At 68.2% G+C, this 25,088-nt stretch carries 25 protein-coding genes; 9 read left to right on the top strand and 16 right to left on the bottom strand.

Features of this window, described 5'->3' with window-relative positions:
• Nucleotides 1-141: 141 nt before the first annotated feature.
• The 4 genes from tsf to VGC56_RS19215 form a co-directional block, all read right to left on the bottom strand.
• A complete protein-coding gene (tsf, locus tag VGC56_RS19200) occupies nt 142-1,077 on the bottom strand; it encodes a translation elongation factor Ts (RefSeq protein WP_464127493.1) in 936 nt (311 codons plus the stop codon).
• A gap of 96 nt (nt 1,078-1,173) precedes the next feature.
• The gene (gene rpsB, locus VGC56_RS19205) at nt 1,174-1,947 is read right to left on the bottom strand and encodes a 30S ribosomal protein S2 (RefSeq protein ID WP_464127495.1); all 774 of its coding nucleotides are present in this window, start codon (nt 1,945-1,947) and stop codon (nt 1,174-1,176) included.
• A gap of 369 nt (nt 1,948-2,316) precedes the next feature.
• On the bottom strand, nt 2,317-3,162 hold the full coding sequence (locus VGC56_RS19210) for a CDP-alcohol phosphatidyltransferase family protein (RefSeq protein WP_464127497.1): 846 nt from the start codon (nt 3,160-3,162) through the stop codon (nt 2,317-2,319).
• Complete coding sequence (locus VGC56_RS19215) at nt 3,134-3,871, bottom strand: phosphatidylserine decarboxylase (RefSeq protein ID WP_464127499.1); 738 nt, start codon at nt 3,869-3,871, stop codon at nt 3,134-3,136. Before VGC56_RS19215 ends, VGC56_RS19210 begins: the two co-directional genes overlap by 29 nt.
• A gap of 121 nt (nt 3,872-3,992) precedes the next feature.
• On the opposite strand from VGC56_RS19215, the gene VGC56_RS19220 reads away from it, so the two are divergent.
• The 3 genes from VGC56_RS19220 to VGC56_RS19230 all read left to right on the top strand — a co-directional run bounded on the left by VGC56_RS19220 (nt 3,993) and on the right by VGC56_RS19230 (nt 6,767).
• Entirely contained in the window at nt 3,993-4,901 is a 909-nt protein-coding gene (locus tag VGC56_RS19220; RefSeq protein WP_464127501.1) for a glycosyltransferase family 2 protein, read from the top strand.
• Nucleotides 4,898-5,446 carry a cupin domain-containing protein gene (locus tag VGC56_RS19225; protein ID WP_464127502.1) on the top strand — a complete coding sequence of 183 codons (549 nt, stop codon included), beginning with the start codon at nt 4,898-4,900 and terminating at the stop codon, nt 5,444-5,446. Before VGC56_RS19220 ends, VGC56_RS19225 begins: the two co-directional genes overlap by 4 nt.
• A 100-nt stretch (nt 5,447-5,546) precedes the next feature.
• Nucleotides 5,547-6,767 (top strand): NADP-dependent isocitrate dehydrogenase, encoded by a 1,221-nt coding sequence (locus VGC56_RS19230; RefSeq protein ID WP_464127504.1) that lies wholly within the window; start codon nt 5,547-5,549, stop codon nt 6,765-6,767.
• A 3-nt stretch (nt 6,768-6,770) separates the two neighbouring features.
• Here VGC56_RS19230 and VGC56_RS19235 read toward each other — a convergent pair whose 3' ends face one another.
• From VGC56_RS19235 to VGC56_RS19250, 4 genes are all read right to left on the bottom strand, one after another.
• Nucleotides 6,771-8,876 (bottom strand): TonB-dependent receptor, encoded by a 2,106-nt coding sequence (locus VGC56_RS19235; RefSeq protein WP_464127506.1) that lies wholly within the window; start codon nt 8,874-8,876, stop codon nt 6,771-6,773.
• 149 nt (nt 8,877-9,025) lie between these two features.
• A complete protein-coding gene (locus tag VGC56_RS19240) occupies nt 9,026-9,403 on the bottom strand; it encodes a hypothetical protein (RefSeq protein WP_464127507.1) in 378 nt (125 codons plus the stop codon).
• Between the two features lie 59 nt (nt 9,404-9,462).
• Nucleotides 9,463-10,848 carry a phospholipase D-like domain-containing protein gene (locus tag VGC56_RS19245; protein ID WP_464127509.1) on the bottom strand — a complete coding sequence of 462 codons (1,386 nt, stop codon included), beginning with the start codon at nt 10,846-10,848 and terminating at the stop codon, nt 9,463-9,465.
• A gap of 121 nt (nt 10,849-10,969) precedes the next feature.
• A complete protein-coding gene (locus VGC56_RS19250) occupies nt 10,970-11,176 on the bottom strand; it encodes a hypothetical protein (RefSeq protein WP_464127511.1) in 207 nt (68 codons plus the stop codon).
• A gap of 136 nt (nt 11,177-11,312) precedes the next feature.
• Here VGC56_RS19250 and VGC56_RS19255 point away from each other — a divergent pair, with 136 nt between their 5' ends.
• The gene (locus VGC56_RS19255) at nt 11,313-12,095 is read left to right on the top strand and encodes an SDR family NAD(P)-dependent oxidoreductase (RefSeq protein WP_464127513.1); all 783 of its coding nucleotides are present in this window, start codon (nt 11,313-11,315) and stop codon (nt 12,093-12,095) included.
• Nucleotides 12,096-12,098: 3 nt separating this feature from the next.
• Entirely contained in the window at nt 12,099-13,115 is a 1,017-nt protein-coding gene (locus VGC56_RS19260; protein ID WP_464127515.1) for an SGNH/GDSL hydrolase family protein, read from the top strand.
• A gap of 89 nt (nt 13,116-13,204) precedes the next feature.
• Here the strand turns inward: VGC56_RS19260 and VGC56_RS19265 are convergent, their stop codons facing one another.
• From VGC56_RS19265 to otsB, 8 genes are all read right to left on the bottom strand, one after another.
• Nucleotides 13,205-14,356, bottom strand: coding sequence for a DUF1501 domain-containing protein (locus VGC56_RS19265; protein WP_464127516.1), 1,152 nt, complete (start codon nt 14,354-14,356; stop codon nt 13,205-13,207).
• A gap of 2 nt (nt 14,357-14,358) precedes the next feature.
• Nucleotides 14,359-15,849 (bottom strand): DUF1800 domain-containing protein, encoded by a 1,491-nt coding sequence (locus VGC56_RS19270; protein WP_464127518.1) that lies wholly within the window; start codon nt 15,847-15,849, stop codon nt 14,359-14,361.
• Nucleotides 15,850-16,609: 760 nt separating this feature from the next.
• Nucleotides 16,610-16,825 carry a hypothetical protein gene (locus tag VGC56_RS19275; protein ID WP_464127520.1) on the bottom strand — a complete coding sequence of 72 codons (216 nt, stop codon included), beginning with the start codon at nt 16,823-16,825 and terminating at the stop codon, nt 16,610-16,612.
• A 175-nt stretch (nt 16,826-17,000) separates the two neighbouring features.
• Nucleotides 17,001-17,894 carry a glycoside hydrolase gene (locus tag VGC56_RS19280; protein ID WP_464127522.1) on the bottom strand — a complete coding sequence of 298 codons (894 nt, stop codon included), beginning with the start codon at nt 17,892-17,894 and terminating at the stop codon, nt 17,001-17,003.
• A 3-nt stretch (nt 17,895-17,897) separates the two neighbouring features.
• Nucleotides 17,898-18,659 carry a hypothetical protein gene (locus VGC56_RS19285; RefSeq protein WP_464127523.1) on the bottom strand — a complete coding sequence of 254 codons (762 nt, stop codon included), beginning with the start codon at nt 18,657-18,659 and terminating at the stop codon, nt 17,898-17,900.
• A gap of 92 nt (nt 18,660-18,751) precedes the next feature.
• Entirely contained in the window at nt 18,752-20,134 is a 1,383-nt protein-coding gene (otsA, locus tag VGC56_RS19290) for an alpha,alpha-trehalose-phosphate synthase (UDP-forming) (protein ID WP_464127525.1), read from the bottom strand.
• A gap of 109 nt (nt 20,135-20,243) precedes the next feature.
• Nucleotides 20,244-22,034 carry a glycoside hydrolase family 15 protein gene (locus VGC56_RS19295; protein WP_464127527.1) on the bottom strand — a complete coding sequence of 597 codons (1,791 nt, stop codon included), beginning with the start codon at nt 22,032-22,034 and terminating at the stop codon, nt 20,244-20,246.
• Nucleotides 22,027-22,767, bottom strand: coding sequence for a trehalose-phosphatase (gene otsB / locus VGC56_RS19300; protein ID WP_464127529.1), 741 nt, complete (start codon nt 22,765-22,767; stop codon nt 22,027-22,029). Before otsB ends, VGC56_RS19295 begins: the two co-directional genes overlap by 8 nt.
• A gap of 160 nt (nt 22,768-22,927) precedes the next feature.
• Here otsB and VGC56_RS19305 point away from each other — a divergent pair, with 160 nt between their 5' ends.
• From VGC56_RS19305 to VGC56_RS19320, 4 genes are all read left to right on the top strand, one after another.
• Nucleotides 22,928-23,428: a phage tail protein gene (locus VGC56_RS19305; protein ID WP_464127531.1), complete on the top strand. Its 501-nt coding sequence runs from the start codon at nt 22,928-22,930 to the stop codon at nt 23,426-23,428.
• A gap of 12 nt (nt 23,429-23,440) precedes the next feature.
• Nucleotides 23,441-23,962 carry a phage tail protein gene (locus VGC56_RS19310; protein WP_464127533.1) on the top strand — a complete coding sequence of 174 codons (522 nt, stop codon included), beginning with the start codon at nt 23,441-23,443 and terminating at the stop codon, nt 23,960-23,962.
• A gap of 15 nt (nt 23,963-23,977) precedes the next feature.
• Nucleotides 23,978-24,499 carry a phage tail protein gene (locus tag VGC56_RS19315; RefSeq protein WP_464127535.1) on the top strand — a complete coding sequence of 174 codons (522 nt, stop codon included), beginning with the start codon at nt 23,978-23,980 and terminating at the stop codon, nt 24,497-24,499.
• A 143-nt stretch (nt 24,500-24,642) separates the two neighbouring features.
• Entirely contained in the window at nt 24,643-25,086 is a 444-nt protein-coding gene (locus VGC56_RS19320; RefSeq protein ID WP_464127536.1) for a hypothetical protein, read from the top strand.
• Nucleotides 25,087-25,088 lie beyond the last annotated feature (2 nt).

Here is a 25,088-nt window from a genome sequence, read left to right on the forward strand (position 1 = left end):
GGAGAAAATAAGCCCCTCCCCTTCAGGGGAGGGGTTGGGGTGGGCCTGCAAAGGATGCGAGAATCCCGCGAGCAACGCACCCGGCACATCCCCCCACCCCTCGATCCCCTCCCCTGAAAGGGGAGGGGAGGAAGGTTTCGCTCAGGCGGCCTTGCCGACCCCGGACGCGGCGGCGACTTCGGCGGCGAAGTCGCTTTCCTTCTTCTCGATGCCCTCGCCCAGCTGGAAGCGGACGAAGCCGGCGACCTGGACCGGCGCGCCGACCTTCTTCGCCTCGGCGGCGACGACGTCCTCGACCTTGGTCTTGTTGTCCATCACGAACAGCTGCGACAGGAAGGCCATCTCCTTGCGGAACTTGGCGATCGCGCCCTCGACCATCTTCTCGACGATGTTGTCGGGCTTGCCGCTCTCCTTGGCCTTTTCCGCCGCGATCGAGCGCTCGCGCTCGACGAGGGCGGGATCGAGATCCTCGCCGCGCAATGCCAGCGGGTTGGCCGCGGCGATGTGCATGGCGAGGCTCTTGCCGAGCGCTTCGAGGGCCGACTTATCGCCCGTCGATTCGAGCGCGACCAGCACGCCGATCTTGCCGAGCCCCGCCGTCACCGCATTGTGCACGTAGGACACGACGACGCCGTCGCCGACCTCGATCAGCGCCGCGCGGCGCAGCGACTGGTTCTCGCCGATCGTGGCGATGTTGGCGGTGAGCTTCTCCTCGACACTGCCGGCGCCGGGATAGGTCGCGCCCTTCAGCGCCTCGATGTCGCTGCCCGTGTCGAGCGCGAGCGTGGTGACGGTGCGGACGAACTCCTGGAACTGCTCGTTCTTGGCGACGAAGTCGGTCTCGGAGTTGACCTCGACCACCGCGCCCTTGGTGCCGCGAACGACGACGCCGACGAGGCCCTCGGCGGCCTGGCGGCCCGCCTTCTTGGCGGCGGCGGCGAGGCCCTTGGTGCGCAGCCAGTCGATGGCGGCTTCCATGTCGCCCTGGGTCTCGCCCAGCGCCTTCTTGCAGTCCATCATGCCGGCGCCGGTGCGCTCACGCAGTTCCTTGACGGTCGCGGCCGTGATCTCAGCCATGGTGATATCCTCGCAATTGGGTGCGCCCCGGCACGAGCCGGGACGCACACCTTTCCTGAAAAACCGGACCCCGGCGCTGTGCCGGGGTACGAAAGCTTAGGCCTCGGCGAGCGCCGCTTCGGCCGGCGGGGCGTCCATCGCGCCGATGTCCTCGCCGCGATTGGCCGCGCCGCCGGACTTGCCGGCGAGCACCGCGTCGGCGATCGCGTCGCAATAGAGGCGGATCGCGCGGCTGGCGTCGTCATTGCCGGGGACCGGGAAGGCGATGCCCTGCGGGCTGACGTTCGAATCGAGGATGGCGACGACCGGAATGCCGAGCACGTTGGCTTCCTTGATCGCCAGCTCTTCCTTGTTCGCGTCGATGACGAACATCACGTCGGGAAGGCCGCCCATGTCGCGGATGCCGCCGAGCGAAAGCTCGAACTTGTCGCGCTCGCGGGTCAACTGGAGGACCTCTTTCTTGGTGAGGCCGGCGGTGTCGCCCGACAGCTGCTCCTCAAGGCTCTTGAAGCGCTTGATCGAGCCCGAGATGGTCTTCCAGTTGGTGAGCATTCCGCCCAGCCAGCGGTGGTTGACATAATATTGGCCGCAGCGGCGCGCCGCTTCCGCCATCGGATCCTGCGCCTGGCGCTTGGTGCCGACGAAGAGGACCTTGCCGCCCTGGGCAACCGACTGGCGCACGAAATCGAGCGCGCGCGCGAACAGCGGCACGGTCTGCGAGAGGTCGATGATGTGGACACCGTTCCTGTCGCCGAACAGATACGGCTTCATCTTCGGGTTCCAGCGGTGGGTCTGGTGGCCGAAATGCGCTCCGGCCTCGAGCAATGCTTGCATGCTGACGCCATTCGACGTCGCGGCGTTTGACGCCATGGACTTTCTCCTTCCGGTTAACCCTCTGCGCGGCCGAGAGACTGGGACCCCGAAGGACCGCCAGCCACCGGTTTATGATGGCCACGCATGTGGAATGCCCGCGCATCTAGAGGCGGACGCTGCCGAAATCAAGCGTTGACAGATGAACAAATCACGAACATCTTTATGCAACAACGACCTAAGGATCAAAACCCGCAGCAGGCGCGTTGGGAGGCTGTGGATAATCAAGGGGATAAATGGTGACATACCTTGCCGCCGCGCTTTTCTTTACGATGGCGCTGCTCGCCGCGGCCGTCGCGATCCACATGACGGTGCGGACCTACTGGACGGAAATCCTGCTCGCACTGAAGGGCGAATACGGCCCCGGTGCTAAGCCGCAGGCGGAACCGGCCGCTCGGGCTTACGTGCTCCAGCGGCGCGCTGCCGCCTGACCCTGGCATAGCTCAGCGCGCTGAACGGGATGGTCAGCGCGTAGAGCGCGGCCGCGACGCTCAGCGTCTCCCACGGCGCCGTGAACAGGGCGCCTCCGACCAGAGCGATGACGACGATCGCCTCCAGCCGCACGTTGCGGCGCAGGCGGAACGAGGTCCACGAGTAGGTGGCGAGGCTGGAGATGGCGAGAAACGCCACCAAAGCCGCCCACGGCGCCACCACCCGCCAGTCATGCACCCATTCCCAGCGATGCCCGCTCGCCAGCCAGACGAAGATCGGCAGCAGCATCAGCGCCGCCCCCGCGGGCGCGGGCACGCCGGTGAGGAAGCCGGCGGATTTGTGCGGCTGCTCGTCCGCGTCCATCTGCGAGTTGAAGCGGGCGAGGCGCAGCGCCATGCACACCGAATAAGCGAGCGCAAACATCCAGCCGAACCTGGGCAGCTCCTTCAGCACCCACAGATACATGATGATTGCCGGCGAGACGCCGAACGCCACGTTGTCGGACAGCGAATCGAGCTCCGCGCCGAACCGGCTGGCGCCGTTCAGCATCCGTGCGATGCGGCCGTCCATGCCGTCCAGCACCGCCGCGACCATGATCGCCGCCACCGCCGCGCCCCACTGGCCGGAAATGGCGAAGCGAATGCCGGTGAGGCCCGAGCAGAGCGCGAGCGCCGTCACCGCGTTGGGGACGACGGCGCGCAAGGGGATGCCGCGGCGGTCGGACGACCTCACGCGCCCCGTCTCACGTGGCGCCTCACTGGGCGACGCCCTCACGCGCGGCATTGTCGCCGAGCTTCGCGATCACCGTCTCGCCGGCGATCGTGCGCTGGCCGAGCAGCACGTAGGACGAGGTCCCCGCGGGCAGATAGACATCGACCCGGCTGCCGAAGCGGATGAGGCCGACGCGCTGGCCGGCGGCGACATGGTCCCCCGCCTTCACCCACGGCACGATGCGGCGGGCGACGAGGCCGGCAATCTGGGTGAAGCCGATGCGGGTGCCGTCGGCCGATTCGACGAGGAAATGCTGGCGCTCATTGTCCTCGCTGGCCTTGTCGAGGTCGGCGTTGAGGAACTTGCCGGCGATATAGACCACCCGCTTGATCTCGCCGGCGACGGGCGCGCGGTTGATGTGGACGTCGAACACCGACATGAAAATCGAGACGCGGGTCATCGGCTCGGCGCCGAGCCCGTCCTCGCCCATCAGCTCCTTGGGCGCGGGCACGGCGGCGATCATCGTCACCATGCCGTCGGCGGGGGCGATCACGAGCCCCTCCCCCTTCGGCGTCGTGCGGATGGGGTCGCGGAAGAAAGCGGCGACCCACAAGGTGATGCCCGCCATGATCCAGCCGAGCCAGCTCCAGCCGACGACGAACCAGAAGAAGATCGCGATGAGCCCGGCGATGACGACGAACTTGCGCCCCTCCGGGTGCACGCTCGGCATGCGGTAGCGCACGTTGGTCGTGACGAGGTCCGGTTTTTCCAGCGAGGTCATGGGCCACCCCCTTAGCTTTGTTGTGACCGCCGCACAACGCGCGGAGACAATGGCTGCAGTGGCGGTCCGGTTTTCAGAGGGCCGGCTGGAGCGCCCCGGTGGTGCGTGTTAGGATGGACCGATGACGCGCGGAAATCCGAAGGTCACGATCATCCTCCCGACCTACAATTGGAGCGCGGTGCTGCCGTTTTCGATCGGCAGCGCGCTGGGGCAGAGCTTTGAGGATTTCGAGCTCATCGTCGTCGGCGACGGCTGCACGGACGATTCAGGGGAAGTGGTTGCGGCGGTGGCGGACCAGCGCGTGCGGTGGATGAACCTGCCTTCGAACAGCGGCCATCAATCGACGCCGAACAACGCAGCGCTTCGCGAGGCGCGGGGCGACCTCATTGCCTATTTGGGCCATGACGACCTCTGGCTGCCCCATCATCTCGCCTGCTTGGTCGCAACCGTCGACAGAGGCGCAGACATGGCTTTCGGCCTGGTGCGAATGGTGCCCTCCAGCCACGAGCTCCAGCGGTCGACCCTCGTCGGGGAGTATCGCCCGGGAATGTGGATAGCGCCGACGGCCGCCGTTCACCGCCGCGCGCTAACCGAGCGCCTGGGAGGATGGCGCGACTATCGCGGCTTGAGCCTGGACCCCGAGGCCGAGCTGTGGACCCGCTTTCATACCGCCGGCGCCGAGATAAGGCCGGTGCGGCGCCTGACGGCCATCAAGTTCCCGGCCTCGCTTCGGCGGAACGTCTACCGGGAGCGGCCGAGACACGAGCAAGCGGAATGGCTCGCCCGGATTCGCCGGGAACGCGATCTCGAACCGATGGAACTCGCCACGATCGCCCTGGACATGGCCGCCGCCGCGCGGGAGCCCACGTTCGGAGCGCTGGTCGGGCAAGTGCTGCGGCGAGGCGTCCGCGGCGTCGGACGGCGCCTGGCACCCAGGCGTCTCGAGCCCGCTCCGGGCCAAGCCATCGACCAACGCCGTGCATGGAAGGGCCTGGCGCCGGCACCGAGCACCCGGGGAGGCGGGACATGATCGAGGGCGCGGTCAAGGACGGCGCGCTCAACGACGCGGACTGGCAGATGCTCCGCGCGCCGATCGCCGGGGTTCACGCGCGCGAGGTGCTGCACGTGCCGCGCGACCACGGCATCATCACCGAAATGTACCGCCCCGAATGGGACCCGAGCGGCCTCCCCGTCGTCCACGCCTATCAGTCCCGCCTGTTTCCCGGAGCCATCGGTGCGTGGAGCTGCCACGCGGTCAACGTCGACCGGCTGTTCGTGAACCAGGGCCACGTCAAGCTCGTCCTTTATGATGGGCGGGAGGACAGCCCGACCGCGGGGCGCCTCAATGAATATCATGTCGGCGACGCGCGGCCGACCTTCGTCGTGCTGCCGCCAGGCGTGTGGCACGGGCTCCAGAACCTGGGAAGCGCGGACGCGCTGATGATCAACTTTCCGTCCAACGCTTACGATTACGACGACCCCGACCATTATCGTCTCCCGGCGGACACGGACGCGATCCCCTATCGCTGGAGCGGGACCGGCGTGGCCCGCCTCCGCAAGGATGCGCGCGGATGAGAGGATCGGACGGCGTAATGCGACGGCCCGGTTGATCGGCGCGGCGCCAGCTTCTATGCGGCGCCACACTCCCTTTCAGCCCAGGAAAGCCCAAGCCGCCATGGCCAAGATCAAGGTGAAGAACCCCGTCGTCGAGCTCGACGGCGACGAGATGACCCGCATCATCTGGCAATGGATCCGCGAGCGGCTGATCCTCCCCTATCTCGACATCGACCTGCTCTATTTCGACCTCGGTATGGAGAATCGCGACGCGACCGACGACAAGGTCACCGTCGAATCCGCCGAGGCGATCAAGCGGCACGGCGTCGGCGTCAAATGCGCCACGATCACCCCCGACGAGGCGCGGGTCGAGGAGTTCGGCCTCAAGAAGATGTGGAAGTCGCCCAACGGCACGATCCGCAACATCCTGGGCGGCGTCGTCTTCCGCGAGCCGATCGTGATCAAGAACGTGCCCCGGCTGATCCCCGGCTGGACCGACCCGATCGTCGTCGGCCGCCACGCCTTCGGCGACCAGTATAAGGCGACCGACTTCCTCGTCCCCGGCAAGGGCAAGCTCACCATCAAATGGGTCGGCGAGGACGGGCAGGAGATCGAGCACGAGGTGTTCGACTTCCCGGGCTCCGGCGTCGCCATGGGCATGTACAATCTCGACGAGTCGATCCGCGACTTCGCCTATGCCTGCCTGAATTACGGGCTGGAGCGGAAATGGCCGGTCTACCTCTCGACCAAGAACACCATCCTCAAGGCCTATGACGGCCGCTTCAAGGACATCTTCCAGGACGTTTACGACCGCGAGTTCAAGGCGCGGTTCCAGGAAGCGGGGATCGAATATCAGCACCGCCTGATCGACGACATGGTCGCCTCGGCGCTCAAGTGGAGCGGCAAATTCGTCTGGGCCTGCAAGAATTACGACGGCGACGTCCAGTCCGACCAGGTCGCGCAGGGCTTCGGCTCCCTGGGACTGATGACGTCGATCCTGATGACTCCGGACGGCAAGACCGTCGAGGCGGAGGCCGCGCACGGCACCGTCACCCGCCACTACCGCATGCACCAGCAGGGCAAGGCGACCTCGACCAACCCGATCGCCTCGATCTTCGCCTGGACCGGCGGCCTCAAGTGGCGCGGCAAGTTCGACGAGACACCCGAAGTCACCCGCTTCGCCGAGACGCTGGAGCGGGTCTGCATCGAAACGGTCGAGCAGGGCCACATGACAAAGGACCTCGCCATCCTCATCGGCCCCGACCAGAGCTGGATGACCACCGAGCAATTCTTCGAAGCGATCCGCGCCAACCTCGAAAAGGCGATGGCCGCCTCGGCCTGAGGGCTATGGCTTCGCAACGGCCGCGCGGCGGCCGAGGCTGTAGCTGAGCGACAACGTGATCTGGCGGTCGCGGCTGCCGTACGTGCCGCGGACCACGCTGTCCGGCGAAATACTCGTCGACTTGAATCGGAAGGGCCCGGTCAGGTCGGAGACCTTGAGCACGCTGGAGAGGCGGTCGCTCAAGCCGTGCGACCAGCTGGCGTCCGCCTGCATGTAGGGTTCGACGCGGAGGAAGCCGTTGAAGCGCGGGCCGGAATAGCGCGCGTTGAGCGTCACGCGATCGGCGCCACGCCGGCCGTCCTGGCCGTCGTGATATTCGAGCTTTACGGCTCCGTCATATTGCGCGCCCTCGCCGGCGAAGGCGCGGACCTGGCCGTTCGACCGCAGCCGCTCGTCGGCGACATTGCCGTTCAGCGAGTAGCTGAAGCTGCGGCCAATCGAGCCCTGAAGGGCGATGCTGGCGCCGCGCAGCAGCCGTGTGCCGAAATTCACCTGACGGCTCGTCAGCACGCCCGCGGCGTCCAACGTGCCGAGCGACGACCACAGATCCGAGGTGTGGCGGCTGAACGCCGTCGCTTCGACCGTGCGCCGCTTGCCCTTCAGGGTCAGCTTCGCTTCGAAAGCGTGGGTGAGCTCCGGACGCAGGGCCACGTTGCCGACGTAGGCCGACCGCGGATCGCTGAAGCGCACCGCCGGATCGAGGGCGCTGATCTCCGGCCAGTTCACCCGGCGTGAGTAACTGAGACGTCCCGTCAGCGCCTTGGCCAGCTTGCGTTCGAGGTGGAGGCTCGGAAACAGGTGCCGCTGCCCGGACGAGGAGCCCGCCGGGCTGCCCCTAAAGCTGTACTGCCGCCCTTCCACCCGCAGGCCCGCAAGCGCCGTGCCCCCGAGGAGCGGTGACTGGTAGGTGACGTAGCCGCTCTCTTCGACGAACGAGCCCGCGGCCTCCGAGAACAGGGTGAAGGGCGTACCGCCCGGCGCCGCTTCCCCAACCGCCGTCGTGCTCTGGTCCTCGCGGGTCGCCTGGAGCGCTCCGCCCAGCGAAAGCCGCCGCTCCTTCGCGAAGGGACGGACGTAATCGACCTTGAAATTCGAGGTCGAGCGAAGCCAATCCGACTGAAGGGCGAACGTGCTCGGCCCGCCGGGGCCGCCGGTGGTGATGTAGAGGTCCTCGGTGGGGAAATGGAGCCGCGACGTCTTGGCCGAGACGGTGAGCGTCTCCCCCGCCCGCTTGCCCTCCCGCCGATAGTCCGCGGAGACGTCGATGAGGTTGAACCTGCTTTTGCCCGCCGAAGCGCGCGTGAAGGGCGTCGCGGGGTCGTCAGCGAAGAAAAGCTCCGTCGTGCCCTCAGAGCGGCTTTTACCCACGTTGGCATAGGCGGTGAGGCTGATCGTCTGCTTCTCCGTCAGCTTGTAGCTGATCATAGCGTTCCCCGAGATTTGATCGCCCCGGTTGCGGCTCCTGGTTTGCTCCCGGCTTTCGAAAAACAGGGTGCCGTCCGAGCCTCGCCTGTAGCGCTCCTCCTCCGTACCGTTCGCCCGATGCCCGTTATGGATCAGGCTCACGCTTCCGGTCAGCGAGACGCGCCCGCGCGACCAGGTCGGCGAAACCTTGAGCTCCCCGCGCCCGAAATTGTCGGCGTCGGCGGTCACGGAGCCGCCAACCCCCGGTGAGGCGGTCCGGCGCGTGACGATGTTGATTATCCCGCCCGTGCCCCGCGCCGAGAATTGCGCCGACGGATTGCTGATCACCTCGATCTTCGCGATCTGCGCGCCCTGCAGGTCGCGGAGCATCGCGTTCGCGTCGACCACCTCTTTGCCGTCGACGAGGATCTTGACGCCGCCGGTGCCGAGCAGCCGTATCTGCCCGTTCGGCGAGACATCCACGAACGGCACGTGGGAGAGCAGGTCGATCCCGTTTGCGCTGCGCGCCTCCGGCGTGTCGCGCACCACATAGGTGGTGCGGTCGATCGACGAGCGGTCGCCTTGCTGGGCGACCACGACGATCTCGGAATTCGGGTCCGCGGGTGCCTCTTTCGCCGGAGCCGACGACTGGGCGGATGCGCTTGCCGGATGGGCGAGGAGACAGACCGACGCGGCGGCGGACAAGCCTATGCGCGCCTGGCGGCTCCCTCGCCCGTCCCGGATCGTTGCTGCCACCCTTGCCATGCCCCCGCAGGCAGTCTCGCCGAAGAATCAAGGGCCTGCAAGCCACCTCGTGGGAACCACGGGAAGCGGCAGGTGCGACATTGAACGGCTCAGCGGTACGAACGAACTCGTGCGCGCGGGTCCCGATAATGGTCGTACGGGTAGCCGCGGTCGTAATCGTAGACGACGCGGTGCCCCTGGACCCACGCGTCCCCGTCCTCGAAGAAGCCGACGCCCGACGGCCGCGGGAGCGGCACGTCATCGGCATATCCGTCGCCCGCATAAACGACGCCAGGGTAGCCATAGCCGCCCCAGCCTCCGCGGCCCTGATGCCTCTTCTCGGGCCAATGGTGCCACCGCCCCGTGCCCGTGGGGGTGCCTCTGTGAACGCGCACCTGGCCTGACGACCAGCCGGCGCCGCCAGCATGTCGCGCCGGCGGGGCGGCGGCTGGGAGGGCGAGCGCTGCGGCGACGAGGACGAGTTTCATGACCGCCTCCGTGGGGGACGTGTGGGAGCCTTCCAGCAGCAACGCGGCAGGCGGGCGATCTATCCGCGGCCGAGCGTCCTGAGGAGGCCGGGGCGGGCGCGCTTCTCGAACAGTTCGCCCGGGCCCTCAGGGTCCAGCCGCTCGCTCTTGGCGATGCGGCGTTCCAGGGCATTGAATTCGGGCGGCTCGAACGGGACGAGGGTTCGGCCCGGGCCGCGCAGGCGCTCGACGGTGGCGATCAGCGAGTCGGTCTCCTCGATCAGCGCGCCCACCTCCTTGGGGTCGCGGCCGAAATGCTCTGCGAGGAGGTCTGCGCGGGTCCCGGCGATAGCCCTGCGCGTCTCGGCGCTGCCGCTGCCGTCGACAATGATGTCGCACTCGCTGTCGAGGCCCATCGAGCGGTTGTTGAAATTGGCCGAGCCGACCCGCAGCGCCACGTCATCGACGATCATGATCTTGGCGTGGACGTAGATGTCCGCGCCGCCCTCGGTCACTGGGCAATAGATGCGGAAGCGCTTGTTCGGGTCCCGCTTCGTGAGCGCTTCGAACAGCTCGGCGCGCGCCGCGCCCATCACCTCCTCGTCGAGCCAGCCCAACGCCGTCTTCGGGTTGATGATGACGAATTCGGGCCCGAGCGGCTCCTCCAGCCGCTTGGCGATCGCCTCGGCGATGATGCGCGAGGAGAAATATTGCGTCTCGATATAGACGTGCTTCTTGGCCGCCGCGATCATGTCGGCGAACAGCGCCTCGACCTCGCGCACCTCCTCGATCGGCCCGTCCTCCGACAGGGTCCGGGAGATGCCGACCGGAACGTCGCGGAAGTGCGGCTCCAGCCCCTCCGGCCACAGCGTCTCCGCTGCCCCTGGCGAGGCAGGCGGCATCTCCTTGCCCGTGGCGCACTTCCACCGCTCGCGGCCGAGATCGCCGAGCGCACGGGCGGCCTCGCCGCCTACCGCCATGGTCGCGTCGTGCCACGGCTCATAGCTGCGGCCGGTGAAGGGGGTGCGGCGGCCGGGATCGTTGTCGCGGTGATGGCGGGTGTCCCAGCGGTCGCCGGTGATGTCGATGCCACCGCAGAAGGCGAGCTGATCGTCGATGATCAGCAGCTTTTGGTGATGGCTGCCGTCGAGCGGGTGGCTGTGGTCCCACTTGATGCGCACCTTCGGGTCCCGCCACCAGCGCATCAGCCGGAAAATGGTGGTGCCGCGGGTGGGGAGGCTGAGCAGGCCTTCGTCCCAGGCGAGCACGGTGATCTCCAGCCCGGGCCGGTGCTTCGACAGCCAGGTGAGGAGGGCGCCGAGCTGGGTCGGAGCACCCCGCGCCTGCTTCTCCTCGAGCAGGTGCACGCGGGTATCGACGTCCCAGCCGATCAGCAGGATCTGCGAGCGGGCCCGCATCATCGCGTCGAAGGCGTAGGCGTAATAATCGGCGGCATCGACGATCATCGCGGCCCGATCGGCCTTGGCGATCCGCCAGCAATTACGGCCCGGCTTCAGGAAAGAGGATGTTGCGCCGTCGCCCACGCCCCTCGAACGTCCGGAGGCGCGGGAGGTTGCGGAGCCGTAACTAGGCGGCGATCGGCTGCTCCGCCCAGCCCAATTGTTCGGCGCGCGCCAAGGCGGCGGCCGCGGCCTCAGCGGCCTCCCGGGCGTCGTCGAGCGCGTCGGAGATGGGACCGGGTGCGACCCAGCCGCAGCGGCCGCAGGCAGCGTCGTTGCGGACCGGTGCGTGAACACCCCAAGGCCGCTCGGCCGAACATTCCAACACCGGCATACGCACACTCCCGCCCCGCTACAGCCCCGTGTAATGTATAAGTATGCATTTATCTGCATACAAGAGGTTCGGCCGCGCCCTTGTCCCCTCCCCCGTTCCGGCTCTAGGAGCCGTGGCAAAGGCAGGAGATCAGGACATGAAGCTCGACAACAACATCGCCGCCGTCGTCACCGGCGCCGCCTCCGGGCTCGGCGAAGCGACGGCCCGGGCGCTCGCCGCGCGCGGCGTAAAGGTGGCCGTGTTCGATCGCGACGAGGAGAAAGGCGAGCGGGTCGCGCGCGAAATCGGCGGGGTGTTCGCCAAGGTCGACGTCACGTCGGACGAGGCGGTGGACGCCGGCTTCGCCAAGGCGCGCGAGGCGCATGGGCAGGAGCGGATCCTCGTCAATTGCGCGGGCGTCGCGAACGCCGTGAAGACGGTCGGGCGCGACAAGGCGACGGGCGAGCCCAAGGCCTATCCGATCCACCAGTTCGAGCTCGCCGTCCAGATCAACCTGATCGGCACCTTCCGGATGATCTGCCGGTCGGCGTTCGGAATGGTGGGCCTCGATCCGCTCGAAGACGGCGAGCGCGGGGTGATCGTCAACACGGCCTCGGTCGCCGCGCAGGACGGGCAGATCGGCCAGGCGGCTTATTCGGCGTCGAAGGCCGGGGTAGTCGGCATGGCGCTGCCGATCGCGCGGGACCTGATGAACGAGGGCATTCGGGTAAACACGATCCTTCCGGGCGTGTTCAAGACCCCGATGGTGGCGATGATGCCGTCCAACATCCAGGACGCGCTCGCCGCGCAGGTCCCCTTCCCCAAGCGGCTCGGCCAGGCGGAGGAATATGCCCGGCTCGCGCTGTTCATGGCGGAGAACACGTATTTGAACGGCGAATATGTCCGCCTCGACGGCGCCATCCGCATGGCGCCGCGCTAGGCGATGCGGATTGCTGCCGCCGCGCTTGCCTTCGTCCTGCTCGGCGCAGCGCCGGCGGGGCTGCCGCTGGCGGTGACGCCGGGCGGACGGGTGTTGGTCATCGGCGACGGCCAGGCGCGGTTCGGCTGGCCGGGCGTCTATTTCGAAGGGCGGTTCCGGGGCACCGCGGTCAGAGTGGGCGTGGTGAGCGACACAGATTTCTTCCGGGTCCTGATCGACGGCCGCGAGCGGATGGTGCTGAAGCGGCCGCAGGCGCCGGTGACGATCTCCGGCCTCTCCCCGGGAGAGCATCTGCTCCGCATCGAGAAAATGACGGAGAGCCAGACCGGCGGGGGGCGGCTGCTGGCGGTCGAGACGATGGAGGGCGGGACGCCACTGCCGCCGCCGCGGTGGAAGCCGCAGGTCGAGTTCATCGGCGACAGCTACACCGTGGGGTACGGCAACACCTCCCCGACGCGGAAGTGCACCAGGGCTGAAGTGCACGATACGACCGACACCCAGCAGGCGTTCGGGCCGGTGGTGGCGAAGCGGCTGGGGTACGATTATCGCGTCATCGCCTATTCCGGGTTCGGCATCGTGCGGAACTATAACGGGAACCGCGCCGGCGAGACGATGCCCCTCCTCTACCCGCGGATGCTGCCGGACGACCCGGTGCATCTCGAAACCGCGCGGGGGCGGTGGCGGCTCAAGGCGATCGTCATAAACCTCGGCACCAACGATTTCTCGACGCCGCTGCACGGCGGGGAGGCATGGGGCAATGCGAACGCGCTCCACGCTGCCTACCGCGCCGGCTACACCGCGTTTGCCAGGCGGCTGATGGCCGCGCAGCCGCAGGCGCGGCTGGTGCTGATGGGCGGGCCGACGTTTGCGGCAGATGTCGAGGCTGTGGCGAAGACGCTGGCGAGCCCGAAGGTGCGAACGGTGCGGTTCGACGGCCTCGAGTTGGGCAGCTGCGATTTTCACCCGTCGCTGAAGGACCATGCGCGGCTGGCGCAATTGCTGGAGCCGCTGCTCAGGTAGCTGTCATCCCGGCGGAAGCCGGGATCTCGTCGGGTGAAGTGCGCCGGTGTCTTTTCCGGATTGAGATCCCGGCTTTCGCTGGGATGACGTTAGGTACGGATCAGCTTCGGCATTGGGCGGGGCTTTCCGCCGCCGGGGAACAGCGCACTTGCCACGCGGGCCGGCTCCAAGCCGTAATGCTCGGCCAGAGCCGTGGCGATGAGGGCGTCGAGGTCGGCAGTCGGCTTGAGGTCGCGGCCTTCGTAGAGGGCGCCCTGCGAGAGGCCCGGCCAGTCCGCGACAACCCGGCCGCCGTCGACGGCGCCGCCGAGCAGCATCGCCGCCGAGGCTGTGCCGTGGTCGGTGCCGCCGGTGCCGTTGGGGGCGGCGGTGCGGCCGAATTCGGTGGCGACGACGACGAGGGTGCTCGACCAGTCGGCGCCGAGGCCGGTCCTGAGGGCTGCGAGCAGAGCGTCGAGGCCCTTCAGCTGCAGGCCCAAGCGCGCGCGCTGGCCGCTGTGCGTGTCCCAGCCGCCGGTCTCGATGAAGGCGATGCGGTTGCCAGCCTCGCCCTTGAGGAGCCGCGCCGCCAAGGCGCCGGTGGCGGCGGCGTTCTGGCCGCCGCCGGCGGTCAGGTCGCCCGTCAGCTTGCGAGTCGCCATCGCCTCGTTCCACAGCGGCATCAGCTGCGCGTCGGCGTGGTAGAGATCGGCGACGCGGGCGAGGAGGTCGTCGGTCGGCTGGGGCAAAGCGGAGGGGGCGTAGGAGGCGACGTCGCGCGGGCCGCGCAGCGCCAGCGGCACTGTCGAGGAGACCGCGATCGCTTTCGCCTCGGCTTGCGGGAGCAGGCCGAGCAGGCGGTTCATCCAGCCGTCGCGCAATTTGTAGGCCGCATCGCCGCCACTCTCGAGCACGTTTTGACCGTCGAAGTGCGAGCGGTCGCGATAGGGCGAGGCGATGGCGTGGACGAACAAAGCCTCCTTCGCCTGGTACATCTTCGCCGTCTCGGCGAGCGCGGGGTGGAGCGAGAAGAACGGGTCGATCTTCGCGCCGGCGGCGGCATCCTCGGCGAAGGCGCCGCGCAGGCCCGAGAAGGCCGGATCGCCGACGGGAGCGAGCGTGGCGAGGCCGTCGGCGGCGCCGCGCTGGATGATGAAGACGAAGCGGCGGTCGGTCGCCGCCTTAGCGAGGGCGATGCCGGGCGCGGCGAGCAAGGCGGCGCCGGCGGCGGCGCTTGCGAGGAAGAGGCGGCGGTCGAGCATATTCATCTCCGGAGCATCTCGGGCGAGACGAGGAGCAAGGCGAGCGCCTGGCCGGGGCTCTCGGCGCGAGCCAGAGCCTGAGCCGTTGGCGGCGTGAGGCCGTCGCCGAGCAGCTGCGGCGCGAGGGTGCGGGCGTCGGTGGCCTCGGCGGCGCGGGCGGCGATGCGGTCTGCGGCTTCGACCCGGCGGACGAGCGCGTCGGGACCGGCCCAGGTCGCGGCGATGTCGTCATAGCCGGCGGGGGAGCCGGGCTTCCAGACGGGCTGGCCGAGCTGGCTCATGATCCCGGCGACCTGCTGGGCCTTGAGGTCCTTCGCACCGACGGCGCGGAGCGAGGCGATCGTCCAATCCCAGGGCGAGCGGAACTTGGCGCTGCTTCGCGACCAGGTTTCGGGGGAGTCGATGAGGACCCGGTAGAGGCTGGGCAGGTCTCCGCCGGTCTTGAGGAAGGAGGCGGCGAGGCGGTCGACGAGCGCCGGCGGCGGATCGTCGGCGGCGAAGTGGCGGGCGAGCTTGGTGGCGATGTGCCGCGCCGTTGCGGGGTGGGCGGCGAGATCGAGGAGGACGGCGCGGGCCTGCGCCTCGCCCTCTTGGTCGTATTTGCGGCCGAGAATATTGCGGGCGCCCGGCTCGTGGATCGCGTCGGCGAAGACGAACTCGCCCGGCGGGCCCGCGACGCCGATGCCGCGGGCCGAGGGGCCGCGCAGTAGCCCGCTGACGCTCCAGCCGGTGAGGGCGCGGGCGAATTCGGTGACGTCGGCCTGGGAATAGCCGCTGCGCACGCCGAGCGTGTGGAGCTCGAGAATCTCCCGGCCGAGATTTTCGTTGAGGCCGGTTTTGCGGCCGCGCAGGGCGGTGAAGCGGCCGATGCGGCTTTCCGGGCCGATCGACTGGGCCTGGTCGAGATAGAGCAGCATCGCCGGGTGGCGCTCGACGGCGAGCAGCATGTCGGCGAAGCGGCCCATGACGTTGGGGCGGATCGCCTCGAACTCGAGCAGGCCCGAGAGGCCGATCACCTGCAGCTTGTCGGCGGAGACGGCGAAATGGTTGGCCCAGAAATGGGTGAGGCGCTCGGCGAACGGGGCGGGCGAGACGAGCGCAGCGTTGGCGCGGGCGCCGATCGCGGTGATGTAATAATCGCGGACCGACTTCTGGATGAACTTGCGGGTGTCCTCCGGGAGGCCGGCAAGCTGGGCGGACATTCCGGTCATCGCCGGCTCGGCGGCGGCGGGCGTCATCGCCGGAGCGGCGGCGGGGATCGGAGTCGCCATCGCCGCCTTGAGCGGCCTCGGCCCCTCGGCGCGTCGGATTTCGAGATAGTCGGCGAGCTGGGTCGCGACTTCGGTGCGCGGCGGCACGGCGGCGATCATTGCCGGCTTCGGGTCGAAGCGATCGAGCTGGGCGAGCAGCCAGCGCTTGGGATCCTCGGGCAGCTTCTCGCCGCGGCGGGCGCCGAGGCCGAAGCGGCCGAGCGCGAGATAGGAAGAGGCCATGAGGCCGCTTATCACCGATTGGCTAACCTGGCGATGAACGCCGTCTTACCTTTGCAGCGCGGCTGGGGCAGAGGAAGCGGCATGAGACTCGCCCGCCTGTTCGCCGCCTTCCAATGTTCGATTTCAAGCCGCTGCTGCGGGACCTGCTCGGGCTGCGGGCGGACCAGTGATTGGACCCGAGCGACAAGCCGTTCCGAGGCGCGATCAGACACGGAACGATTTGCTTGACTCGCCGAATCGTTGCTGCTATGTTCATGCCGACTCGAGTTGCGTTGTCTTTGACATTGTGAAGAGGGCTCAGGCCCGCCGGAACAACGCAGCCGCCAGGCAGGGCGGCGTGGGCGAAGGTGGGGTGCTGGGCTGAGGAAAGGCCCCTACCCGCACAGCAGTATCTTCCCGCCCCGAGGCGGCTGCGGCGGGTAAGATCCCCCCCGTCATCCCGGCGAAAGCCGGGATCCCCACCCGGAAGTGGCGTCAGTGCCTTTCACCCCACGAGATCCCGGCTTTCGCGGGGATGACGGTCAGCGGAGGGATGACGGGTAATCCGCGGCGGCCCGTCGACCTGCGTCAGCTCCGCCCGCATTTCCCTGTGGTCCAGCGAAGCCGACGATCCAGCCCCGACAGCCGGTGTCCGCCTCTCTGGCTCAATGCCGCGCGTGGCGGGCGGTGGCCAGTCGACCCGCGTCAGCTCCGCCCGCAATCCCTGCGGTCCAGCGGAGCCGCCGATCCAGCCCGGACAGGCCGTGTCCGCCTCCCCGCCTCAATGCCGCGCGTGGCGGGCGGCGGCGCGCTTCTTGGCGAGGTGCCGGCCGGCGAGGCAGCCGGCGGCGGCGCCGGCGACGGCGTGGCCCTTGCCGACATAATGGCCGGCGACACCCCCGACGACCGCGCCCTTGATGCAGCCCTTGGCATCGGCGGGTCCGGTGCCGACGAGCGAGAAGGCGGCGACGATGGCGGCGGCATGGACGATACGCATGGCTTTACTCCTGATCCTGGTGCGAGGCTGAACGCCGTGGCCGCGTGCGACGTTCCGTTCGAGGGCGCGGCGGGCGCGAGGGGGCGGGCGGGGCCGTGGCCGATCCTCCTCCCCATCGGCCGGTTGTCGTGACCGTCATCGCCACTTCGCCTTGGAAAGCACGTGCGGCGGCGCGTCAGCAGTCGGCGCTCTTGTAGCCGAGGGGAACGTTGAGGCGGGCCGGGTGCAGGTACCAGGGATCGGCGGCGATGCGGTGACCGCGATAGACTTTGGCGAGAGCGGCCCAGAGCTGGGGGTCGTAGCGCTTGAGGTCGCCGTCGGAGACGATCTCGGCGTCGTCGAGGCGGGCGAGCCGGTTGTCGTTAAACCAATATTGGGTGCCTTCCGCCCAATATTCCTGGACGGTGACCGCGGCATAATCGCCCTTCCACTTCCCCGCGGCGACGGCATGGGCGTAGGCGCGCTCGACCTCGGCGTAGAGCTTCGGGTCCGCCTCCTCGATGGCGGTGAGGATGGCGTGGGCGAATTCGTGGACGAGGATGTTCTCGCCGGCATAGCGGTCGCCGGGCAAAGCGAGGAGGTTCTCGGCCCCCGCTGCGGTCAGCACGCCGCCGCTGCCCCGCGAGCGCCTGTTCCAATAGTCGCGGTCGGTGGCGGCTTCGATCAGCGCGTAATTCTTGAGCTCGCAGGTGGTGAGGCGCGGGTCGTAGCGGGCCGGCTTCTTCCAGTCGCGGTGCTCGGGAAGATCGGTGATCGCATCGTCGGGGGCGAGGATCGCGACGCGGACGCCCTGGCGGACGATGCGGGCGCGGATGTCGCGGCGCTTGGCGAGCATTGCGAGGACGATCGCCCGCGCCTTCGCGAGGGCCTCCGGCGGCACACGCGACGAACCGATGACGGGGATGCCGCCGGCGTCGACGTAGCGGGCGTAGAAGGGATCGAGACCGAGCGCGGCGGGAGCGGCGCGGTCCGAGGCGGAGCGGGACGGCACCCCCCTCGCCGCGGCGCACGCTGCGAGCGCCGCAATCGCGGCGGCGGCAACGACGGAGGAACGCGCCCTGCGGTTCACGAGTCAGCGCTTAGCCCGCGGAAGCCTGACGCAGCTATAGCCGAGGCGCAGCTGCGTCTTGCCGGCCTGCGCCGCGCTCTCGGGATCGTACGACGCCATGTCGCCGGGCTCGCGCGGATCGCCGGCGTGGCCCGGATGCGCCGCGGGCGTCCCGAAGACCCGATCGGTGACGAAGCCGTCGGCGCAGAAGCCGTAGAGGGCGAAGCCCCCCGTCAGCGCGTAGCTGGCATAGGCCTGCCACGGCTGCAGGTCCCGCCCGGCCCCGCGGACATGGAAGAGAATCGGACGGTCGCCCGGCCGGTAATCGATGTCCATGGTAACGACGTAGGAGCGGATTCGCCGGTCCGGCCGCGCGCCTGCAAAGCTGGGGAAAGCGGGTTGCCGAACGCAGGCGCCGAGCGGCTCGACCTTTCGGACCGCCTGAAAGACGTCCTTCGAGAGATAGCCAGTGCCCGCAAAATCGAGAGGGCCCTGCGACTTGACGCGGCATCCTCGCAGCGTCGCCAGCGCCGGCACGGCGTCGTACGTATCGACGATCTGAACCGAGGCTTGTCCGCACTTCGGCCTGCCGAGCTTCAACTCGAACCATTGCCGAATGCCGTCATGATAGACGAGCACGCCGTCGAGCGACTGCACTTGCGAGGGCGCAGGGGCTCCCGTCGGATCGGCCCGGGGACATTCCTGCGCAGACGCGCGACCGGCGCCGAAGAGCAGCAGCAGCGCGATGGCCCAGGCGAGAAAAGTCGCGGCGTTGCGCAATTCCACGGGCGTTCCTCCCTACCCGCGCACCGGCAAGGCCGAAGCGCAGGCCATCATAGAAGCTGAAGCGCGTATCGTCGCCAACGCGTTGCCGGCGCTCAGCGCCTGCTCCTTTCGAGCGCGTCGACGAAGCATTTGCGCCACCAGACGACGTCCTGCTTCTCGACCACCTCGTTCATCGCGCGCCAGCGGCGGATGCGCTCCTCCTTCGGCATGGCGAGGGCGCGGCGGATGGAATCGGAGATGTCCTCCTTGCTGTACGGATTGCAGAGCAAGGCTTCCTTGAGCTGCAGCGCGGCGCCGGCGAAGCGGGAGAGGATGAGGATGCCGGGATCGTCGGGATCCTGGGCCGCGACATATTCCTTGGCAACGAGGTTCATGCCGTCCCTGAGCGGCGTGATGAGGGCAATCTTGGCGGCGCGGTAGAAGCCGGCGAGATCCTCGCGGCCATAGCCCTGGTTGACGTAGCGTATCGGGACCCAGTCAACTTCGGCATATTCGCCGTTGATGCGGCCGGAGAGCTCGTCGAGGCTTTCGCGGATCGTCTCGTAGGTGTCGACCTCGCCGCGGGACGGCGGCGCGATCTGGAGGAGGAAGAGCTTGCCGCGGCAATGGTCATTATCCTCGAGGAAGCGGCGATAGCCTTCGAAGCGCTCGGCGAGGCCCTTGGAATAATCGAGCCGGTCGACGCCGATGATGGTGTGGCGGCCCGCCGCGCTTTCGGTGAGGCGGCTGCACGCCTCGTGCGCGCCGGGGCTCGCCACCGCCTGCTGGAATTCCTTGTAGTCGATGCCGATCGGATAGGCGGCGGCGTGGACGGAGCGGTCGCCGACATGGATCGTGCCGTCGGCGTCGCAATGGCCGCCAAGCTCGCGCTCGACGTAATTTTGGAAGCTTTCCAGCCACTCGGCGGTCTGGAAGCCGATGACGTCGTAGGCGAGCAAAGAGAGGACGAGCCGCTCGTGCGCGGGGAGCGAGGTGAGCAGGCGCGCAGGCGGCCAGGGGATGTGGAGGAAGAAGCCGATGCGGTTTCTGATGCCGCTTTCCCTCAGCTGCGAGCCGAGTGGGATGAGGTGGTAATCGTGGACCCAGACGAGGTCGTCGGGCTCGATCAGCGGGGCGACGGTCTCGGCGAAGCGCTCGTTAACCCGCTCGTAGCCCGACCCGAAGCTGCGGTCGTACTCGGCCAGGTCGATCCGGTAGTGGAAGAGCGGCCAGAGCGTGCGGTTGGCGTAGCCGTTATAATATTCGTCGACGTCCTGTGGCTCGAGGTCGATGGTCGCCGAGGAGACGCCGTCGTGGCGGGCGAATTCGATGTCGCCGGTGAATTCCTCGACCGTCTTGCCCGACCAGCCGAACCACAGCCCCTGATATTCCCTGAGCGCCGCCGACAAGGCGACGGCGAGCCCGCCCTGTGCGCCGCCTTCTCCCTGGGGCGTGGGAGCGGCGACTCGGTTCGAGATGACGATCAGGCGGCTCAATGGGACATCCAATCGAAATGGCGCGGGGGGACAGTCACTCGCCGCGGCCGCCGATCCGCAATCTCACCGGCCCGCGCGGCGAGTGACTGTCCCCGGTGAGGTACCCCCCTCATCGCACCGCGCTCCACGGGCGGGAGAGGAGCATGGCGCAGTTGATGAGGCCGACGAGGGAGTAGGTCTGGGGGTAATTGCCCCACAGCTCGCCGGTGCCGAAATCCGTGTCTTCCGAGAGGAGGCCGGCGGGGGTGAGGCGCTCGAGGGTCTTTTCGTAGATCGTGCGCGCCTCTTCGCCGCGGCCGGCGAGGTGGAGCGCCTCGATCAGCCAGAAGGTGCAGAAGTTGAAGGCGGTCTCCGGGAGGCCGAAATCGTCCTCGGCGGCGTAGCGCAGCATGTGCTCGCCGCGGCGCAGGCCCTTCTCGACGGCGGCGAAGGTGGCGGCGAAGCGGGGATCGTCAGGGGCGAGAAAGCGCATGTCGACGAGCTGGAGGAGGCTGGCATCGAGCTCGCCGCCGCCGAAGCTGGCGCCGAAGCGCTGCTCGGGCGCGAACCAGGCCTCCTTTTCGATGCGCGCGCGGATCGCGGTCGCGCGCTCCCGCCACAGGGCGGCGCGGTCGTCGAGGCCGAGCACTTCGGCCGCCATGGCGAGGCGGTCGCAGGCGGCCCAGCTCATCACCGCGCTGTAGGTGTGGACGGCGCTGCGGGTCCGATATTCCCACAGGCCCGCATCGGGCTGGTCGTGCATTTCCCAGGCGCGCTCGCCGATCCGCTCGAGGGCGTGGAAATCGGCGTCCGTGGCCTTGCGGAAGAGGCGCTCGTCGATGAACGCCTGGACGTTCGACAGGATGATCTGGCCGTAGGCGTCGTGCTGGATCTGCGTGTATGCGGCATTGCCGACGCGAACGGGGCCCATGGAGCGGTAGCCGGCGAGCGCGTCGGCCGTGCGCTCCTCGAGCGTCGGCTCGCCCGAGACGGCGTAGAGCGGCTGGATATGGCCGCCGCGCGCGTCGTCGACGATATTCCTCAAATATCCGAGATAGTTTTCGAGGACGTCGAGGGCGCCGATCCGGTTCAGCGCCTGCACGGTGTAGTAAGCGTCGCGGATCCAGCAATAGCGATAGTCCCAGTTGCGGCCCGAATCGGCGGCTTCCGGGATCGAGGTGGTAAGCGCGGCGACGATCGCGCCCGTTTCCTCATGCTGGCACAATTTCAGGGTGATGGCGGCGCGGATGACGACGCGCTGCCACTCGAGCGGGATGGCGAGGCCGCGGACCCATTGCCGCCATTCGTCCGACGTCTCGTGCAGCCAGGCGGCGAGGCTCTGGGCGACGTTGCCTGCGAACGGCTCGTCCGGGCCGAGGAAGAAATGGTGGGCGCGTTCGAGGCGGAAGGCGCGGCCTTCGAGAAGCTGGCCGACCGGCGCGTCGGTGGTGAGGCGCAGCGGCTGGGGCTTCAAGAGATAGCGTATGTGATTGGTGCCGCTGGTCCGCTCGGCGTCGCCCTCGCCCCAATTGGTGGCGGGGTTGAGCGCGATGCGGACGCGAGGCGCGCCGGCGACGGGGCGGACGATGCGGCAGAAGGCGACGGGGCGGTACATGCGCCCGCTGCGCTCGAAGCGCGGACAGAAATCGAAAATCTCGGCGACGGCGCCGTCGGCGTCGGTGAGGCGGGTGGAGAGGATGGCGGTGTTGCGAAGGTAGCTCTGCTCGACCTTCACCTGGTTCTCGAGCGCGATCCGCCATTCGCCGCGCGGCAGCGGCGATTCCGCTCTGGGGCTGAGCAGCGAGCAGAAGAGCGGATCGCCGTCGACGCGCGGTTGGCACGCCCAGACGAAGCCGGCGGCGGAATCGACCAGCGCCGAGACCTGGCAATTGCCGATCGGCCAGAGGGCGAGGTCAGTCACGCGCGCCCGCCTCCAGCCAGGCGTGGACGGCCTCGACGCCCGGAAGCCGGTAGCGCGCCTCGGTAACCCGCGCGGCACCGACCAGAATGCCGAAGCCGCCGAGCGCGGCCGCGGCACGGAAGCCGTCTTCATCGGTCAGATCGTCGCCCACGACGACAGGACGCGCACCGGCGAACGGCGGTTCCGCCATCAGCGCACGAACCGCGTCTCCCTTGTCGGGGCCCGGCGGGCGCAGCTCGACGACCATCTTGCCCCGCTGGACCGCGAGGCCGGTGGCGGCGGCGAGGCTTTCGGCGAGCGCCAGCGCCGCCGTTTCGCGCTCGGGGGCAAGCCGGTAATGGAGCGCGACGCTCGCCGGCTTGTCCTCGACGAGGAGGCCCGGAGCGCCGGCTGCGAAGGCTGCGAGCGCGGCGCGGGCGTGAACGAGCGCGTTTGGACCGGCGGTGTGCTCGGCTTGCGCGGTGGCGCCGCGCAGTTCGAGTCCGTGGGAACCGGCGGCGGCGAGATGCGGCGCCGCGAGATGCCGGTCGAGATCGGCGAGCGCGCGGCCGGTGAGGATGGCGAGCCGCCCCCCTAGCGCCGCGGCGACGCGGTCGAGCAGGGGAGCCAGGTGACGCGGCACGGCGATCGCATCGGGGCGATCGGCTAGAGCGACGAGAGTCCCGTCGAAATCGAGAAACAGCGAGCCTTCGGCCAAGTCGGCGAGCGGCGGCGGCGCATCGGCTTCACACATGCCGAGCCGATGCCAAAGTGCGCGGGCAAGCGCAATGACTCACCGCTTTTCGCGCACGAAGTGCCGTAGACTTGCTTCTTAACCGGGAAAAATATTTCGCCTGCGACGGATTGCAGCCAGATTGATTTGCGTTATTCATTACGCCCCAGGGGGGTAATATATGTCCGAACCGTTTCTCAGCGAAATTCGCATGATGTCGTTCGTCTTCGCCCCGAAGGGTTGGGCGCAGTGCAACGGGCAGCTCCTGCCGATCAATCAGAACCAGGCGCTATTCTCTCTTCTCGGCACCACCTACGGCGGCGATGGGCGCGTGAATTTCGCGCTGCCCGATGTGCGCGGCAGCGTACCGATGCACATGGGCAGCGGCCATACGCTCGGCGAGAGGGGCGGCGAACCGGCGCATACGCTGTCGATGTCCGAAATGCCGGCGCACACCCACGTTCTGAACGGCGCGAACAAGGACGCCACGTTGCCGGTGCCGACCGGCAACCTGCTGGGCGGCTTTTCCAGCGGCTACAGGGCGCCGGGTGCGAACCTCGTGACCCTCCTGGCTGGAACCGTGTCCAATACGGGGGGCAGCCAGGCGCACAACAACATGTCGCCCTATTTGGTAGTCAACTTCTGCATTGCCCTTCAGGGCATTTTCCCGTCGCAAAACTGAGGGGCAATTTTCATGGCACAACCTTATGTTGGCGAGATTCGCATGTTTGCGGGCAATTTCGCCCCCGCCGGCTGGATGTTCTGCGAGGGTCAGCTTCTGCCGATCAGCGAGGAAGAGGTGCTCTTCAACCTGATCGGCACCACCTATGGCGGCGATGGCCAAAGCACGTTCGCCCTGCCGAACATGCAGAGCCGCCTGCCGATTCACAATGGGACGCGGAACGGCATCACATACCAGCTCGCCGAGGCCGCCGGTGTCGAGCAGGTCACGCTGACCACGCAGCAGATCCCGAGCCATACCCACCCGTTGATCGCGAGCACGGACGGCGGCACCCAGCCAGCGCCCGGTGGCGGCGTGACGGCGGCGCTCTCGCCGGTGAGTCTCTACAAGCCCAACGTGACGCCGCCGACTGCGGCAATGAACGCGGCGGCGATCGCTCCCGACGGCGGCAGCCAGCCGCATGACAACATGCAGCCCTACCTGTGCGTCAACTTCATCATCTCGCTGTTCGGGATCTTCCCCAGCCAGACCTAAACAGGAGAGTTCGCAGTGGATCCTTTTGTCGCCGAAATCCGGATCTTTCCGTTCAACTTCGCCCCCAAGGGCTGGGCGTTCTGCGACGGGCAGCTTCTGCCGCTTTCGCAGAACACCGCTTTGTTCTCGCTGCTGGGCACGACCTATGGCGGCGACGGCAAGTCGAACTTCGCGCTGCCGGATCTGCAGGGCAGGACGCCGATGCAGCCGGGCCAGGGCAACGGCCTCTCGCTGCGCGACCTTGGCGAGACCGGCGGCGAGGAAACCGTCACGCTGCTCGACTCCGAGATGCCCGCGCACAATCACACTTTGAACGGCGTCAATATCCTCTCGACGACGACAACGCCCACCGCGACGAGCGTGTTGTCGAAGAGCTTCAACGGCAATGCCTATGCCGACACCTCCGGCGGGCTTACGGCGATGGCTTTCCAGGCGCTGCCGATTGCCGGCGCGAGCCTGCCGCACAACAATATGATGCCTTATCTGACGCTCAGTTTCTGCATTGCCCTGCAAGGGGTGTTCCCGCCGCGCAGCTAAGCGGCGGATCTAGGAGTGCCGAGGGGGGCGGACAGGCCGGCGCGGGGGCAAGTGCGCCGGGTGTCCGCCCCTTCCGGACGAGGTAAGCAAGAACGAGCCCGCCGCGTGGTAGAGGGGCTCCCAATCTGGATCGAGACGCGGCCATGAACAACAACACCCACTTCGCACGCCGAACCCTTATCGGGGGCGCCATCGCTGCGGCCGGCGCCGCCGCCATCGCCGCACCCGCTCGCGCTGCCGGGCTGGCGGGGCTCAAGGCATCCAGCGGTAAAAGCGCGGCGTCGGCCAAGCGCCAGCTCGCGGCCGGCGGCATCGCCGATTGGCAAGCGGCGGTCGGCACGTTGTTCGCGGCGGAAACGCCTGCCGGTACGGCGGGCCTGCGGCTCGCCTCCGTCGAGGCTCTGCCTTCGTCAGGCGCACGGCCGGCGGGCCTCGCCAGGGACCATGCGTTCGTCGCGACGTTCGAAACGGCCGTCGGCCGACTCCCGCCGGGAAGCGGCACGTATCGGCTGAGCGCCGGCGGATACCCCGCCCTCCACGTTCATCTCGACGGCCAAGGCGATCTGCCGATGGCGGTGTTCAACTAACG

The sequence above is a fragment of the Allosphingosinicella sp. genome (genome assembly GCF_036403745.1).
Lineage (GTDB): Bacteria > Pseudomonadota > Alphaproteobacteria > Sphingomonadales > Sphingomonadaceae > Allosphingosinicella.

Bases quoted from the DNA above. Each gene is read 5' to 3' on its own strand.
- VGC56_RS19220 (WP_464127501.1), top strand. From the start codon at position 3,993: ATGACGCGCGGAAATCCGAAGGTCACGATCATCCTCCCGACCTACAAT.
- tsf (WP_464127493.1), bottom strand. From the start codon at position 1,077: ATGGCTGAGATCACGGCCGCGACCGTCAAGGAACTGCGTGAGCGCACC.
- VGC56_RS19305 (WP_464127531.1), top strand. From the start codon at position 22,928: ATGTCCGAACCGTTTCTCAGCGAAATTCGCATGATGTCGTTCGTCTTC.
- VGC56_RS19320 (WP_464127536.1), top strand. From the start codon at position 24,643: ATGAACAACAACACCCACTTCGCACGCCGAACCCTTATCGGGGGCGCC.
- VGC56_RS19250 (WP_464127511.1), bottom strand. From the start codon at position 11,176: ATGCCGGTGTTGGAATGTTCGGCCGAGCGGCCTTGGGGTGTTCACGCA.
- otsB (WP_464127529.1), bottom strand. From the start codon at position 22,767: ATGTGTGAAGCCGATGCGCCGCCGCCGCTCGCCGACTTGGCCGAAGGC.
- VGC56_RS19225 (WP_464127502.1), top strand. From the start codon at position 4,898: ATGATCGAGGGCGCGGTCAAGGACGGCGCGCTCAACGACGCGGACTGG.
- VGC56_RS19275 (WP_464127520.1), bottom strand. From the start codon at position 16,825: ATGCGTATCGTCCATGCCGCCGCCATCGTCGCCGCCTTCTCGCTCGTC.
- VGC56_RS19245 (WP_464127509.1), bottom strand. From the start codon at position 10,848: ATGATCGTCGATGCCGCCGATTATTACGCCTACGCCTTCGACGCGATG.
- VGC56_RS19240 (WP_464127507.1), bottom strand. From the start codon at position 9,403: ATGAAACTCGTCCTCGTCGCCGCAGCGCTCGCCCTCCCAGCCGCCGCC.
- VGC56_RS19255 (WP_464127513.1), top strand. From the start codon at position 11,313: ATGAAGCTCGACAACAACATCGCCGCCGTCGTCACCGGCGCCGCCTCC.
- VGC56_RS19270 (WP_464127518.1), bottom strand. From the start codon at position 15,849: ATGGCCTCTTCCTATCTCGCGCTCGGCCGCTTCGGCCTCGGCGCCCGC.
- VGC56_RS19210 (WP_464127497.1), bottom strand. From the start codon at position 3,162: ATGCCGCGCGTGAGGGCGTCGCCCAGTGAGGCGCCACGTGAGACGGGG.
- VGC56_RS19310 (WP_464127533.1), top strand. From the start codon at position 23,441: ATGGCACAACCTTATGTTGGCGAGATTCGCATGTTTGCGGGCAATTTC.
- VGC56_RS19260 (WP_464127515.1), top strand. From the start codon at position 12,099: ATGCGGATTGCTGCCGCCGCGCTTGCCTTCGTCCTGCTCGGCGCAGCG.
- VGC56_RS19265 (WP_464127516.1), bottom strand. From the start codon at position 14,356: ATGCTCGACCGCCGCCTCTTCCTCGCAAGCGCCGCCGCCGGCGCCGCC.
- VGC56_RS19215 (WP_464127499.1), bottom strand. From the start codon at position 3,871: ATGACCTCGCTGGAAAAACCGGACCTCGTCACGACCAACGTGCGCTAC.
- rpsB (WP_464127495.1), bottom strand. From the start codon at position 1,947: ATGGCGTCAAACGCCGCGACGTCGAATGGCGTCAGCATGCAAGCATTG.
- VGC56_RS19230 (WP_464127504.1), top strand. From the start codon at position 5,547: ATGGCCAAGATCAAGGTGAAGAACCCCGTCGTCGAGCTCGACGGCGAC.